Source organism: Bacillus sp. FSL M8-0266 (assembly GCF_038613425.1).
Taxonomy (GTDB): Bacteria; Bacillota; Bacilli; order Bacillales; family Bacillaceae; genus Bacillus; species Bacillus pumilus.
Genome location: NZ_CP152015.1, coordinates 2,947,130 through 2,961,166, shown reverse-complemented (window position 1 = coordinate 2,961,166; position 14,037 = coordinate 2,947,130). Strand labels below are relative to the sequence as shown.

The window sequence follows — 14,037 nt, the reverse complement described above, 5'->3', positions numbered from 1 at the left end:
CTGCTTTTTTCCGTATTGTACAAGCAAAACCGGTTAATTTGACATAAGCTAATCTTGAGACTCATAGAAAATATAACAGAACATTTGAGTTTCTTTTCAGAATATGTTAGGATGCTAAAAATATAGATAAGGAGGGGTTTCCATGAGAAAGGTTACATTAATGGATGTTTACACCCATCCAGTTGCTCAAAAGTATTTAAATCGTTCAGGAAAAGCCCATGCGATTGCTTGTGCTTATCACGCATTCAAGCTGGCGATGAAGGCTGGGATTAACCCAGATCTGGCTGTGAAAGCAGCGCTCTTACATGACATTGGCCATTATGAATGGTATACAGCCGGCGGAGAGTGGGATTACGAGACATATAGACGAAATGATATTCATGCCATTAAAGGTGCAGAGCGGGCACATAAACTGCTCATACGGCTCGGGGAGGAACCAAAAGCAGCCAAAGATATTGCACTTGCGATTCTGCTTCATACAGATTCCTATTTGCCAGAGGGCGACCTTCATAAGGACACACTTCAACAAATTGTGAAGAAAGCAGATGAAATGGATGAAGAGCCTGGCGGACACCACCATTACAGACAAATAGACGAATCACTCGCAATGAAAAAAATTGCTGATTTGGATCAGAAAGTGCAGCAGGCACTCCAGCCCATGAAACGTTCTGTTTAATATGGAATGTCTCCATGAATCGTTCCGTGCTGATCGACATACAATGTTCGAATAACGGTACGGTTAAACGCAGATGTCCCTGACGTAGTGAGTCCAGTGTATTGCACCGTGACGGAATAAGCACCTTCTTTTTTCAATTGAATAGCTGATGAGGTACTTGTTTTCAGTGGATGATCCTTTTGTGCGTCTTTAAAGTAATTGGTTTCCACTGATTTGCTTAACCGCTTAATCAGACCGCTTGAATGGGTCGATGCACCCCCTGATTTCGATGCAGCTTCTTTAATTTCTTCATTTAATGGTGAATCAAAGGATACAAGCAGCAGATAAGGAGCCTTTTTTCCTGAATTCGATTGAATCGTCCATTTTCCGGGAACGGGTTTATTGATTTTTACATGGTGTGAATATGCGCCTTCATATGGGAAAGATGCTTCCGATGTCTTAAGGTTTGTTAAGACATCTCCATTTGGGGCAATGATTTCGGGCTGCGTCTCCTGCCTTTCATTTAACCACTGGATCGATAAGCCATTCGTTCCTTCCTCTACATAGAACGCTTCTGTTTTATCCTTTTCACTTTCTCCACCTTTCACATAAACATCTGTATTGAGCTCAGCAGAGACGGGCTCTTGTTCCTCTTTATGTTTATTTTCAGCGCTCGCGGCATTTGCCAGCAGCTGATGCTGGAACACAGGAAACATACTTGTGCCGTTTTTGATTGAATAGTGATCCCATTTTCCTGTTAAAATATTGTTTGCATACGATAGTCTTGTGCTGTTTACCGTGACGGCACCATCATTTGCACCAAAGCTCTTTAAATACATGCCGCCTAAATATAGCGCACCGCCAAATGTTCCCCATTCCGAGCCAGAGTAGGTGACATATTTATTGGGGAACGCCTCTAGCTGGTCCGTTTCACTTCGAAAAGCCGCCATCAGACCGGTTTGCAAAGAATAAAGCGCGTCGCTTTTTTGTCCAAGAATTTCCGCAAGCCAGCTTCCGCCCTTGCTATACGCTAGATCCGCAAGCGGTGTCCCGTTATGAGGAGAGCCGAGAGTAATGACTTTTTCCACATAGGGATGGGCTTTGAAATACACCAGGGCGGACTGTGTATCGACCCCTCCTTTACTATGACCAATCACAATGAGTTTTCTACCAAACGCATCATAGATTTCTTTGAGCTTTTCTGCTAATAGTTTGCCGTTCTTTTTCATGTCCTGATCTGGATACAAATCTATGAATGCGCTTTCGTATCCGTTCAGAACAGCCTGCTTTGCCATATCGTTTCGATCGGACCAAGTGGAGGAGGAGCTGTTAATGCCATGAACAAAAACAAGTGGTGGTTTTGATCCGTCTTTTTGAACGGGCTCTTCTCCTTTAAACCACTTCCCTGGCGTCCCAGGTGGATCTCCAATTGTGCCTGCATACGCATAACTTGCAGAGGAAAGAAAGAGCATGACAAAAACAATATAGATGAGTTTTTTCAAGACAATTCACCTCTTCAAATGATTTAAATGGTTGGCAGCACCAATCTATTATACTTCTAAAAAATGTAAAAACGTACCTGTTGTTAAAATATGGTATTGATGTTGTGGGATTGCTCTGAGTGACATTCACATGGGTTCATGCATACGCTGTGGGTAAATACACAAGTAAAGGGGCGAGTAGTATGGCACAACAAGGAAGTCCACAGCTTGTTTCATTAGTTGATCCATATGTTTATCAAACATTGCAGAAAGTGGTCGGTATGAGATTAATTGTGCAAACAGTGAAAGATACGGTCCGTGGGAAATTGAAGGAAGTCATGCCGGATCATATTGTCATAGAAGCGGGGGCGAAATCAGTTTTTTATGTGCGGATCCAGCAAATCGTGTCGGTGATGCCTGATCACAGTGAAAGAGTGTAACAAGCAGACGCATAGGTGTCTGCTTTTTTTCATGCTTATAGAATGTATATCTAGAAAAAGTGCATGATATACCAATTGTTCTTTTTTTTTCAAAAAATGAGGTTCTAAAAACAAGAAGCAGTTGACAGAAGGTGGGTTGAATAGTAGTTTTTTAATAAGATCAATATGTAACAGGAGGAGCATCTTTGTTAAAATCTAAAGTTCATTTTTGGACATTCCAAATATTACTTGTTTTACTCATTGTGTATGTATCAACAAAGGTTTCGTTTTTATTTCAGCCGATTATTTTATTTGCGTCAACACTGTTTGTCCCTATCTTGCTGGCAGGTATTCTCTTTTTCATTTTTAATCCAATTGTGCGATTCTTGTCCAAGAAGATTCCTAGGTCACTCGCCATCCTGATTATTTATCTCCTGTTCATCGGACTCATCACATTCATCGTCAATGCTGCCGGACCTGTCATTGTCACGCAGTTAGGCGGACTTGTCAAAAGCTTCCCTGGATATGTGACGGACATGCAGAAATTTATCAATGACTTTTCGCATTCTAAAACATTTACTTGGATGATGAGCCAAGATTATGTGTCTGTCTCAAAGTTTGAACAGACGGTCGTTTCGACATTAAAGGCATTACCGGAAAACATTGCTTCAAGCATGTCTGCAGTGTTTGGCGTGATTGCGAATATTGCCTTAGCCGTCATCACAGTTCCATTTATTTTATTTTATATGCTGAAAGACGGGCATAAGTTTCCGGACAAGCTCGTTCAGTTCTTACCAATGCCTTACCGCAAGGAAGGGCTCAAGATCTTCAAAGAATTAAACGACACGCTCGCAGCCTACATACAGGGGCAGATTATTGTCTGTTTGTTTGTCGGAGTCGCTTGTTTTATTGGATACTTATTAATTGGTGTGAAATATGCGCTTATTCTCGGTATTATCATTGCGGTCACAAATGTGATTCCATACCTTGGACCATATCTTGGAGCGGCACCAGCTGTGCTGATTGCCTTTCTTGATTCGCCTGGAAAAGCAGTGGTGACAGTGATTGTGATTCTTGTCGTGCAGCAAATTGACGGAAATGTCATTTCTCCATTGATCATTGGGAAACGCCTGAACACACATCCTTTGACCATTATCCTGTTATTAATTGGGGCAGGAAGCTTTGGTGGCATCCTTGGCATGATCTTTGCGGTTCCTGTCTATGCACTGCTCAAAGCCATCACCCTGAATATTGTCAGATTGGTTCAGCTGCGTCAGCGGTCTCGTAAAGAACAGCATTTAAACGTCTAAGTCAGGACAAATGCACAACTTTTCCCTTTCTGCATAAGATGATTGACATAAGCAGATAGGGGGAGATTTTGATGCCTGCAATCGTTGGACCTATTCATATCGAGTCATTAGGAGGAAATGGTGCAGCTACTTTCGGTGATGTACTGGCCATTGCTCCTTTAGCTGTAGACCACTCGACTGGCGGGGCTGGAGCCTTTAATTCAGGTGATTATATGTCTCTTACAAGTGATCCAAATGCGACGATGCTTTGGGACTTCACATTGTTTGACCAGCCTCAATCATTTAATGCATAGAAAGACAGCTGGTGATGACGTATCAGCTGTCTTTTTTATTTGTGATACACGTATTGTTGAGCTGGGCATATGATGTAGATAGAAAAGGTGGTGGAGCAATGCCAGCGATTGTTGGACCTATTCATATAGATCGTGTGTACGGAAATGGGGCGGCACATTTCGGTGATGTTTTTGCCATTTCACCAAAAAGTGTTGATCACTCCGCCGGTGGTTCAGGTACCTATAATGCAGGGGACCTCGTCCAATTTTTTAACAGTCCAAACGTCACTTTTGTTTGGGATTCAAATCTTATTAGTCAGCAAAAAAGCTTCAATGCGTAGCCAGCTTTGAAAGGGAATTCCTTTTCAGAAGCTGTCTTTTTTTATGGTACAATGGATATGGATGTAAGAAGAAAAAAGAGGTGTGAACAGAGTCAAATGAAAATTAGAAAAGCACACATCACAAGCCGACAACCAAAGACCTACAATGTATATTTACATGAAAATAAAAAAGAATATAAAACGCTTGTTGCCGTACCTGATATTGAATGGAGTATCTCCATTGCGTACGAGGACGAAAAAGAGCAGCTGATCCATACGCTCGAGCAATCCTTAATGGAAAGAGCAGAAACAGACGAAGCCCGTGAACTTGCACTAAAGATTGTGCACTGGGTCACAGAAATGTAAATTTTAAAACCAGGAGTGAAAACAGCGATGAAAGAAGAATCCGTAGACTTTTATTTGCAGCAAGGGATATTTGGACATGCTGAAACAAAACCCGATGAACGAAGAATGTTTCTCGGGTCATTAAGAGAACGAGCGCTTCTTGCCCTGACAAAGGGACAGGTATCACGAAATAAACCGTATCAAGAGGTCGAACAAATATTAAAGGTCAACCGTCAGGCCACTGTTCTTTTAAATGGTGAGTTGTCCTATGCTTCTTATTCTCAATATGTGAAAATGGCTAATGCCGCTGGATGTTCCTTTAAAGTGGTGAATCATCATGAGGCACATTCACCTTTTGGTCTTGTGATAGAGCTGCCGAATGCGGTCAATCAAGAGCACATCTATATAGAAGATGAGCTGTTTCAAAAGGCTTTTGCTCACGAATCTGTTGAATAGGTTTCCCTAGTGAAATGAATAAGCTATAATGAGTCAAAAGAGCATATGGGAGAGATGCGGATGGGCAAAGCATTGATTTGTATTGATTATACCGTTGATTTTGTTGCAGACGATGGAAAATTGACATGCGGAAAGCCTGGACAGGCGATTGAGCCTAAGATCACAGAGATCACTTCTTCTTTTATTGATGAAGGGCACTTTGTCGTCTTTGCAGTCGATCATCATGAGGAGCAAGACCCTTATCATCCAGAGACAAAGTTATTTCCGCCCCATAATATTCGCGGGACAAAGGGAATTGAACTTTATGGCAAACTAAGTTCACTATTTCACACGTCAAAGCATTTAAAACATGTCTACTATATGGAAAAAACAAGATACTCTGCTTTTGCAGGCACTCAATTAGAAATGAAACTGCGCGAGCGTGGCATCACTGAACTTCATTTAGCCGGCGTATGTACCGATATTTGTGTACTTCATACAGCTGTTGATGCGTACAATAAAGGCTTTGAACTTGTGATTCACGAGAATGCTGTAGCGAGTTTTAATGAAGCGGGGCACGAGTGGGCACTTTCTCACTTTGAGCAGTCGCTTGGTGCGAAAGTGGTTAAGTAAGGGAAGGAGAATGGAAGTTGGAGCATCGGTTTATTGACGACAGTTTATCACTACATACAGACCTTTATCAAATTAACATGGCAGAAACGTATTGGAGAGACGGCATTCATGAGAAGAAGGCAGTGTTTGAACTCTTCTTCAGAAAGCTTCCATTTGACAATGGCTTCGCTGTATTTGCTGGTTTAGAGAAAGCGATTGAATATTTATCGGACTTCTCCTTCACCGAAAGTGATCTAGCGTATTTAAAAGACGAACTCGGTTATAAAAGCGATTTCATTGATTATTTAAGCGGGTTGTCCTTTACAGGCTCCCTTCATTCAATGCGGGAAGGCGAAATTGTCTTTGCAAATGAACCGATTATGCGCATCGAGGCAACGCTAGTAGAAGCGCAGCTAATCGAAACCGCCTTGTTGAATATTGTGAACTTCCAGACGCTGATTGCAACAAAGGCAGCTCGGATTAAAGGAATCATTGAAGACGAGACAGCACTAGAATTTGGAACAAGACGTGCACATGAAATGGATGCAGCAATGTGGGGAGCAAGAGCGGCACTCATCGGCGGCTTTCAGGCGACAAGTAATGTTCGTGCTGGGAAACGCTTCAACATCCCAGTGTCAGGAACACATGCTCACGCACTTGTACAAGCATACCGTGATGAATATACGGCATTTAAAAAATACGCTGAAACCCATACAGACTGTGTCTTTTTAGTCGATACGTATGATACCGTGAGATCCGGTATTCCGAATGCCATTAAGGTAGCGAAAGAATTCGGAGACAAGATCAACTTTATTGGTGTCAGACTTGATAGTGGTGACCTTGCCTACTTGTCTAAAAAAGCTAGAACGATGCTGGATGAAGCTGGATTTCATGACGCAAAAATCATTGCATCAAGTGATCTCGATGAACATACCATCATGAATTTAAAAGCACAGGGTGCCAAAATTGATGTGTGGGGTGTTGGAACAAAACTGATCACAGCATTTGATCAGCCAGCTCTCGGTGCAGTGTATAAGCTTGTGTCCATTGAAGAGAATGGTAAGATGAATGACACCATCAAAATTTCATCCAACCCAGAGAAAGTGACAACACCAGGACGTAAACGTGTGTACCGCATTATCAACCAATTGAATCATCACTCAGAGGGTGACTACATTGCGCTCGAAGAGGAAGATGTTCATAGTGAGGATAAGCTGAAAATGTTCCACCCTGTGCACACATTTATCAGCAAATTTGTCACAAACTTTGTGGCGAAGGATCTACATGTCCCGATTTTCGAACAAGGAAAACTTGTATATGACAATCCGGATATTCAAACGATTCAAGCCTATGTGCAGGAGAGCCTCGGACTTTTCTGGGAGGAATATAAACGAATCAGCAAACCAGAAGAATATCCAGTCGATTTGAGTCAAAAATGCTGGGATAACAAGATGCAGTTTATCCATGACGTGAAAAATAAAATTAAACTAGAGCTTTATGAAAGCTAATGTTGGAAGAAAAGGAGATCATCAAGCCGGGTGATCTCTTTTTTTTATTTTTTGACCGATTCAAATTGAACCATAAGCGCAATCATTTGGTATACTGAAAGCACATCTTGTTTGTCATTGCATAAAGGAGGATTGGAGCAGTTGAGGGTGTTTGTTGCGAGACAGCCTATTTTTAACAGAAAAGAACAAGTCGTATCATATGAGCTACTTTATAGAGATAGTGAAACCAATACATATAGCGCTGAAGATGGTGACCAAGCGACAACGGACCTCATTATTAACAGTTTTTTAAATATCGGCATCGAAACATTGACAGAAGGCAAAAGATGCTACATTAATTTCACCGAAAGCTTACTTTCGTCTGATCTGCTCACCTATTTTGATCCGCATCAGCTTGTGATCGAGATATTAGAAAATGTCCCGATTACCCCGGCACTTATTATGAGATGTAAGGAATTAAAAAAATGGGGATATACGATTGCACTTGATGATTTTTTTCTAAGCGGATCACATTTCAGTGACAAGTTGCTTGACGAACTCCTCTATTGCATTGATATTTTAAAAATTGACTTTCTAAAGACCACATCGGAAGAACGTAGAAAAATTCTACATACCTATAAAAAATATCGACTTCGATTCCTTGCAGAAAAGGTGGAAACGCGAAGAGAATATGAAGAAGCGCTAGAAGCTGGCTTCCATTTGTTTCAAGGGTATTTCTTTAGTGAGCCGCATGTCATATCAGGACGAGCATTATCGACCAGCTTCCATGCGTACCACCAGCTTTTAAATGAGCTGAGCAAGGAACAGCCGAATATCCAGGTCGTGACACATTTTATTGAAAGTGACCTTTCGCTATCATACCAATTATTAAAAATGCTCAATTCAGGCGGCATGAGACGTCTTTATCAAATCAAAAGTATTCGGCAGGCGATTATTCTGCTTGGTTTTAATGAAATTAGGCGCTGGATCTTTATTCTTTCATTTAAAGAATTGAATGTTCAAGCTAACTCAAGCCAAAAAGAAATTATTAAAATGTCCTTCATTCGGGCGAAAACGTGTGAACTGATTGCGAGTCGTACCGAACGAGAGCACCCAGCCTCTTATATGCTGACAGGCATGTTTTCTCTCATTGATACACTTGTCAGGGCAGATATCACAGAACTTGTAAAAGAGCTGCCACTTTCTGATGAAGTGGGCGAGGCACTGCTTGGCTATGAAAATGATTATTCATTTGTACTCGGTGTAGCCAAACGGATTGAACGAAATGAATGGGATGATGAGATGTTAGATGGGAATCTCCCGAAGCAAGAAGCCTACGGATGTTATATAGAAGCCATTGAATGGTGTCATAAAATGTTTGAATCTTAAAAGCCGCTCACGTCAGAGCGGCTTTTTTTGTTATGCCCACTGTAAAAGAAGAAACAGTCTGCTAGAGGCGAGAGACAAGTAGATACGAATGCCTTCTGGACTAAAGCGGATGTCAATACCACTTTTCACACCGATTTGTTTCAGCATTCTGATGACACTTGTCGAATCAGAGCGCTCAGCAGCCTCCATGATCCGCTGTGCAAACGAAAGTGAGCTGGAAATCTGCTGTGTAATAAGTGAAGCATCAGCAACAAGTCGGGCTGATTCCTTTGCGGCTCGTTGAAACGAGTGGGCATCTACTGGAGGAAAAGTCATAGGCGTGCGCGAATATGCACGGCTCATTGCGGGACCTTGCAAAGCAGGATAAGGAACATAGTAAAACACGTGGTCACCTCTTCTCTCATTGACGTGAAATTGGACGGATATCTGTTCTAAATGTATGTAGAAAATCAGAATAAAGAATCAAAATGATCTTTCTATCTTTATAAATCCAACATAAAAATAGGTACTTTTGCGGTCAATTTCGGTGAATGTCGCCAAAAAATTGCGGTGTCCACAATGGGGTCTGTCGTCTGACCTATAACACGCAAAACCGAGGTTATAGAAGGGATCGTATGTTCTGTTGTGAGAGAAGTGTGACGAATGATGCCTATTCTTGTCGCAAAAATGACGAAGTTCCTTTGAAATTAAGATAAAAGTATGATTTGAAAAGTCAGAAAATGATGAAAAAAGACCTATTGAATTTTGCGGTATCACGCACACATTTTGTGCATACTTTTCGGTGAAAAAATACTCAATTACATTTACACTGTTAGTAACAGATCAAATACTTATGACCCAATCACCATACACAAATACATTGATCTTCCAAAAAAGGAGAGTGGAATCGATGGAAAAGTATGAAATCGAAGAACTTAAACAATTATTATGGAAACTTGAAAACGAAATTAGAGAAACAACGGCTTCTCTTCATAACATTAACAAAAGCATTGATCAATACGACAAATATGAATATGTGAAAATTTCTTAAAGACTTGATAATCATCAAGTCTTTTTTTTATCCAAATACATACAAAAAAAGGATATATTATTATATAATTGTTAAGTAGTGATGTCAGTGGACATTTGCTCATGTCTTTTTAGTAAAATAAAAGGCGGAAGGGTGAGGGACAAGACCGAGTATGCTAAACTATCTAGAGAATACAAAAATCAAGCAGAATATGTCTGATTTTATTCAACATGCAGTCAGGCAGAAAGATTTACAGCAACTGCTTTTAGAATTTACAGATATAAAGAATGAATTTCCCTTTGGACAATTGGCTTACAAGCATTATGAGGCATTTGGCGGACAAGACAAGCAAGCGATTACACAATTGGCAGCAGGGATTGAACTTCTCATCTTATCAGCCGATATATTAGATGATATCGAAGATCAGGATAAAGATTCGTATCCTTGGATGAAATGTCAGAGCGGAATTGCGATTAATGCGGCGAATGTTCTTTTTACATTGAGTTTTGAAGTCTTTTCAAAGCTTGAGCATGCAACGGAAATTTTACACAGTGTATATACTTATTCTATTCAATCAATGCAAGGACAGCATATGGATATGACACTGGAGCCAGAGAATGAGCAGGATTGTTTAAATATCATGAAGTCAAAAGCAGGATCACTGTTTGTGTTACCCTGTGTGTTAGGGGTTATCTTGGCAACAGGTTCTTTTGAAAAGAATGTAGAAGAATATGCGTATTATCTTGGAATGGCGGAGCAGCTTGAAAATGACTATTTAGGTCTTTTTAATAAAGAGAATATTGATTTTAAAAGAATGCAAACATTACCGCTAGTTTACTTGAAAAATGAGTTTAATCCATCTAGTTCAGACTTGCTAAGGTATTTTCAATCAAAGGATAAGAGTGCCGGCTCTGAAGAATTAAAGGATAAATTAAAAAAATCTGGTGCTCAACAATATGTATTTATTATGAGAAACCTTCTCAGAAATAAGTTTAAAGAAACATTCAAGAAACTACATTTAGAGGCTTCAAAAAAGAAAAAACTGATACTTTTTTTAATTGGAGATGGAGAAGATGAAAATTCAGGAATTGGTTAGTTATTTAGTGGAGAATCCTTCAACATTAAATCAAATCGTTAATGGGAACGCATCACTGCTTCACGTTGATCAAGAAACTGCAAGTATTATTGTTGACGGATTCCAGAAAGAAGACGTTATTAAAGCAATCATATGGTCAACTGCTTGAGTAGATAAATATTATGAGAAAGTTTTACTCTAAGTTAACAGTTATATTAGTTATCCTTAGCTTCATCTATGTGATTTATATCTCTTATATCAACGTATTTAATATTTTTGTTGGAGCAGCTGTTAAGGAAAATAGTCACGGTCAACTTGAGGTAGTGGATGTCGATAATTTTACAGATAGCTATCTAGCTGGAGTTAGAAAAGGCGATATCATACTTGAAGTGAATGGGAATAAAAAACCAGTTGAAGAAGTTAAAAGAGGTTTTTTAGCTAATGTTAAAAGTTTAGTCGTTGATAGACATGGTGATAAAATTGATTTAGAGAATGTAAGGTTATTGAGTCAAGCGAATCTGTTTATTTATCTAATACCAGTCATTCTTTATTCCATCTGTCTATTTTGTATATTTATGATTTTAAAAATGAATAAAGCAAACCAAAAAGAGTCAGCTTATATTTTAGCTTTATTTCTTTTGGCGGTGTCTATAGGTTATGTAAGTTCTGGTGGTTCTGGAAAAGGAGAGGCTATCAGTCGTATTCTTGTAATCGTTACAATGAATATTGTACCTCCACTATATATGCACTTTATGTATCAATATTTAAAAGAATTAGGAACAGAAATTATTCGTCGTCGAGTTCTTTTTTATTTGTATCTAGTTCCAGTTACTAACGTTTTATTAGTTTTATTCTATAAAAATAAAGCTGGACCAGTAGATCTATTAGCATATGTCAATTTACTTTCATTTTTTGTTCTGGCTTTCCTTTCGATTATTATCACTATAAGGGCTGCTAAAAAATTGAAAGACAATGAAGTCAGCAATGTACTTCGAGCATTTGCACTCATTTTAATCTCAGCATTCAGTCCATTCATGCTATTTTTTATCATTCCTTATTTTTTTGGTATATATTTTATTTCACCATATGTTGTAGCATCGTTTGTTCTTTTAATTCCTTTTTTCTTAGTCTATCAATTTATGTCAAATAAGCTGTATAATGTTGATTTCTTTATGGGGAGGATTAAATACTACGGTTTTTTAGCGATTACACCAACAATACTAGTGGTTGTTCTTTTTGATTTTATTCAAAAGCCGAATGCAAATTTCTATACAGTGAAATTTACGATCATCACGTACATTCTTATGCTCACCGTTTTCTACTTTAAAGAAATCATCGATTTCCGCTTTCGTTTGAAGCGTTTTTCAGAGAAGCATAATTATCAGGATAGTGTATTTAAATTTACACAGCTTATTCGTGAGGCGTCATCACTTCATCAAGTATTGTATCATTTAAAATACACCATCTTAGAAGTACTTGTTGTGAACAAAGCCTTTGTGCTTGAAGTGAAGGCAGATGGACAAATTGTTGAAATTGATGAATCAATAGAAGAAAGCCAGCTATGGAAAGATTATGTGGATCAATTTCAAGATATTTTAGGTGAAGTCGGAAAAATCATTGCGCTTGATAAAGGGTTCATGATGAAAATTGGTGAGCGGGGCGGTCACTCTTTTGTGATTTGCTGTTTATCTAATTTACGTACACCTAAATTGACGCGGGATGAGATTTCTTGGTTGAAAACATTGGCATTTTACACAAGTGTCAGTTTAGAAAATGTCGTCAAGATTGAAGAATTGATGGAGCATCTTGAAGATTTGAAGCAGCGTGAAGCGAACCCCGCTTGGCTGAAAAAAGTCATGTTTGCGATGGAGGAAAAACAGCGCTCCGATTTAGCGAGGGATCTTCATGATTCCGTGCTGCAGGATTTGATATCGCTGAAAAGACAGTCAGAGATGTTTTTAACGAATTTCCAAAACGATCAATGCCCAACGTCTATTGAACAATCGCTTATCTCATGGAATGAACAAATGTCTAAGGTGATTCAAACGACGAGAGAAACGTGTCATGAACTTCGGCCGCAGCTGCTGTACGATTTAGGTTTAGTGAAGGCGATATCGAAGCTGACTTCTCAAATTCAGGAGGAAGCACCATTTCATATTCGGCTGAATACGACACGCTTTGATAAGGAGCTGGACATTGATATTGACTCCCAGCTCAATATTTACCGAATTGTTCAGGAGCTGTTATCCAATGCCTTGAAACATTCTCAAGCCAGCCAAGTGCTCGTAATGCTGATTTGTATTAAAGATCAGGTTGTTCTTCACTACGAGGATGATGGAGTTGGGTTTGACGCAAGACATCTTGATCAGCACACCATGAGCATGGGCCTTTCTGGCATCAGAGAACGAGTCAAGGCGTTAAATGGGAAGCTTCACATTCACACAGCACCTGAAAAAGGGCTGAAGGTGAAAATTGAAATGGAATTGTAACGATTTATTAAGGAATAAGACTTGGCATCTGCCAAGTCTTTTATATAAAATGGAAGTGAGTGATTTAAAGGGAGGAAGACATGAAGAAGATATTGGTCATTGATGATCATCCGGCTGTCATGGAAGGGACAAAAAGCATATTAGAATCAGATCAGCAGCTATCAGTCGATTGTTTAAGTCCTGATGCAGAAGCCGCCTTTTTAAAGACGCATGACTTTTCCATCTATGATGTGATTTTGATGGATTTAAATCTCGGGGATATCAATGGAATGGACATTGCGAAACAAATTCTAGAAACCAACCAACAAGTGAAAATCATCATTTATACAGGGTATGAAGTAGATGATTATTTTGAAGAGGCCATTCGGGCTGGATTGCACGGTGCAATTAGTAAAACAGAGACAAAAGACAAAATTATTGAATACATACACCGCACATTGCAAGGAGAAGTTGTCATTCAGCTATCCTATTTAAAGAAATTAATTTCACAGCAGCAAGAAAAGCCAGAACAGGCGCAGGAGACCGATCACGAGCTGTTAACAGAGCGAGAGTGTTTGATCCTCAGAGAAGTGGAAAAAGGATACACGAACCAAGAGATTGCCGATGTGCTGCATTTGAGCAAACGCTCGATTGAATACAGCTTGACGTCCATCTTTAATAAGCTGAATGTTGGCTCTCGAACCGAAGCGGTGTTAATTGCAAAATCTGAAAGTGTGCTGTAAACGTGTGAAGGGAGAGA

Annotated in this window: 17 protein-coding genes; 15 read left to right on the top strand and 2 right to left on the bottom strand. The window is 39.5% G+C overall.

Features of this window, described 5'->3' with window-relative positions; genetic code table 11:
- Positions 1-142: 142 nt before the first annotated feature.
- Positions 143-676: an HD domain-containing protein gene (locus tag MKY83_RS15380; protein ID WP_003212819.1), complete on the top strand. Its 534-nt coding sequence runs from the start codon at positions 143-145 to the stop codon at positions 674-676.
- Here the strand turns inward: MKY83_RS15380 and MKY83_RS15375 are convergent.
- Complete coding sequence (locus MKY83_RS15375; RefSeq protein WP_217012170.1) at positions 673-2,157, bottom strand: alpha/beta hydrolase; 1,485 nt, start codon at positions 2,155-2,157, stop codon at positions 673-675. The genes MKY83_RS15380 and MKY83_RS15375 overlap by 4 nt on opposite strands.
- A gap of 182 nt (positions 2,158-2,339) precedes the next feature.
- On the opposite strand from MKY83_RS15375, the gene MKY83_RS15370 reads away from it, so the two are divergent.
- From MKY83_RS15370 to MKY83_RS15330, 9 genes are all read left to right on the top strand, one after another.
- Complete coding sequence (locus MKY83_RS15370) at positions 2,340-2,576, top strand: YuzF family protein (RefSeq protein ID WP_003213721.1); 237 nt, start codon at positions 2,340-2,342, stop codon at positions 2,574-2,576.
- Positions 2,577-2,761: 185 nt separating this feature from the next.
- Entirely contained in the window at positions 2,762-3,865 is a 1,104-nt protein-coding gene (locus MKY83_RS15365) for an AI-2E family transporter (protein WP_003213254.1), read from the top strand.
- 71 nt (positions 3,866-3,936) lie between these two features.
- A complete protein-coding gene (locus tag MKY83_RS15360; protein WP_065099075.1) occupies positions 3,937-4,158 on the top strand; it encodes a spore germination protein in 222 nt (73 codons plus the stop codon).
- 98 nt (positions 4,159-4,256) lie between these two features.
- Positions 4,257-4,478 carry a spore germination protein gene (locus MKY83_RS15355; protein WP_050944046.1) on the top strand — a complete coding sequence of 74 codons (222 nt, stop codon included), beginning with the start codon at positions 4,257-4,259 and terminating at the stop codon, positions 4,476-4,478.
- Positions 4,479-4,574: 96 nt separating this feature from the next.
- A complete protein-coding gene (locus MKY83_RS15350) occupies positions 4,575-4,823 on the top strand; it encodes a YueH family protein (RefSeq protein WP_034660684.1) in 249 nt (82 codons plus the stop codon).
- A 27-nt stretch (positions 4,824-4,850) separates the two neighbouring features.
- Positions 4,851-5,258: a YueI family protein gene (locus tag MKY83_RS15345; protein ID WP_044140823.1), complete on the top strand. Its 408-nt coding sequence runs from the start codon at positions 4,851-4,853 to the stop codon at positions 5,256-5,258.
- A gap of 60 nt (positions 5,259-5,318) precedes the next feature.
- Positions 5,319-5,870, top strand: a complete 552-nt coding sequence (locus MKY83_RS15340; RefSeq protein ID WP_012011112.1) for an isochorismatase family cysteine hydrolase — start codon at positions 5,319-5,321, stop codon at positions 5,868-5,870.
- 17 nt (positions 5,871-5,887) lie between these two features.
- Positions 5,888-7,357, top strand: coding sequence for a nicotinate phosphoribosyltransferase (locus MKY83_RS15335; protein ID WP_058013789.1), 1,470 nt, complete (start codon positions 5,888-5,890; stop codon positions 7,355-7,357).
- 141 nt (positions 7,358-7,498) lie between these two features.
- Entirely contained in the window at positions 7,499-8,725 is a 1,227-nt protein-coding gene (locus MKY83_RS15330; protein ID WP_106066310.1) for an HDOD domain-containing protein, read from the top strand.
- A 30-nt stretch (positions 8,726-8,755) separates the two neighbouring features.
- Here the strand turns inward: MKY83_RS15330 and MKY83_RS15325 are convergent, their stop codons facing one another.
- On the bottom strand, positions 8,756-9,109 hold the full coding sequence (locus MKY83_RS15325; RefSeq protein ID WP_113768032.1) for an inner spore coat protein: 354 nt from the start codon (positions 9,107-9,109) through the stop codon (positions 8,756-8,758).
- A 505-nt stretch (positions 9,110-9,614) separates the two neighbouring features.
- Between MKY83_RS15325 and degQ the strand changes: the two genes are divergently transcribed.
- The 5 genes from degQ to MKY83_RS15300 all read left to right on the top strand — a co-directional run bounded on the left by degQ (position 9,615) and on the right by MKY83_RS15300 (position 14,020).
- Entirely contained in the window at positions 9,615-9,755 is a 141-nt protein-coding gene (gene degQ / locus MKY83_RS15320) for a degradation enzyme regulation protein DegQ (RefSeq protein ID WP_003213123.1), read from the top strand.
- Positions 9,756-9,906: 151 nt separating this feature from the next.
- Positions 9,907-10,830, top strand: coding sequence for a polyprenyl synthetase family protein (locus MKY83_RS15315; protein WP_106029260.1), 924 nt, complete (start codon positions 9,907-9,909; stop codon positions 10,828-10,830).
- Positions 10,808-10,978, top strand: a complete 171-nt coding sequence (comX, locus tag MKY83_RS15310; RefSeq protein WP_012011107.1) for a competence pheromone ComX — start codon at positions 10,808-10,810, stop codon at positions 10,976-10,978. Before MKY83_RS15315 ends, comX begins: the two co-directional genes overlap by 23 nt.
- A 13-nt stretch (positions 10,979-10,991) precedes the next feature.
- On the top strand, positions 10,992-13,298 hold the full coding sequence (locus MKY83_RS15305) for an ATP-binding protein (RefSeq protein WP_044140820.1): 2,307 nt from the start codon (positions 10,992-10,994) through the stop codon (positions 13,296-13,298).
- Positions 13,299-13,378: 80 nt separating this feature from the next.
- On the top strand, positions 13,379-14,020 hold the full coding sequence (locus tag MKY83_RS15300) for a response regulator transcription factor (RefSeq protein WP_003213500.1): 642 nt from the start codon (positions 13,379-13,381) through the stop codon (positions 14,018-14,020).
- The last annotated feature ends 17 nt before the right edge of the window (positions 14,021-14,037 follow it).

Coding starts and splice junctions, on each gene's coding strand:
- MKY83_RS15380 (WP_003212819.1), top strand. CDS start 143: ATGAGAAAGGTTACATTAATGGATGTTTACACCCATCCAGTTGCTCAA.
- MKY83_RS15370 (WP_003213721.1), top strand. CDS start 2,340: ATGGCACAACAAGGAAGTCCACAGCTTGTTTCATTAGTTGATCCATAT.
- MKY83_RS15360 (WP_065099075.1), top strand. CDS start 3,937: ATGCCTGCAATCGTTGGACCTATTCATATCGAGTCATTAGGAGGAAAT.
- MKY83_RS15355 (WP_050944046.1), top strand. CDS start 4,257: ATGCCAGCGATTGTTGGACCTATTCATATAGATCGTGTGTACGGAAAT.
- MKY83_RS15350 (WP_034660684.1), top strand. CDS start 4,575: ATGAAAATTAGAAAAGCACACATCACAAGCCGACAACCAAAGACCTAC.
- MKY83_RS15345 (WP_044140823.1), top strand. CDS start 4,851: ATGAAAGAAGAATCCGTAGACTTTTATTTGCAGCAAGGGATATTTGGA.
- MKY83_RS15340 (WP_012011112.1), top strand. CDS start 5,319: ATGGGCAAAGCATTGATTTGTATTGATTATACCGTTGATTTTGTTGCA.
- degQ (WP_003213123.1), top strand. CDS start 9,615: ATGGAAAAGTATGAAATCGAAGAACTTAAACAATTATTATGGAAACTT.
- MKY83_RS15315 (WP_106029260.1), top strand. CDS start 9,907: ATGCTAAACTATCTAGAGAATACAAAAATCAAGCAGAATATGTCTGAT.
- comX (WP_012011107.1), top strand. CDS start 10,808: ATGAAAATTCAGGAATTGGTTAGTTATTTAGTGGAGAATCCTTCAACA.
- MKY83_RS15305 (WP_044140820.1), top strand. CDS start 10,992: ATGAGAAAGTTTTACTCTAAGTTAACAGTTATATTAGTTATCCTTAGC.
- MKY83_RS15300 (WP_003213500.1), top strand. CDS start 13,379: ATGAAGAAGATATTGGTCATTGATGATCATCCGGCTGTCATGGAAGGG.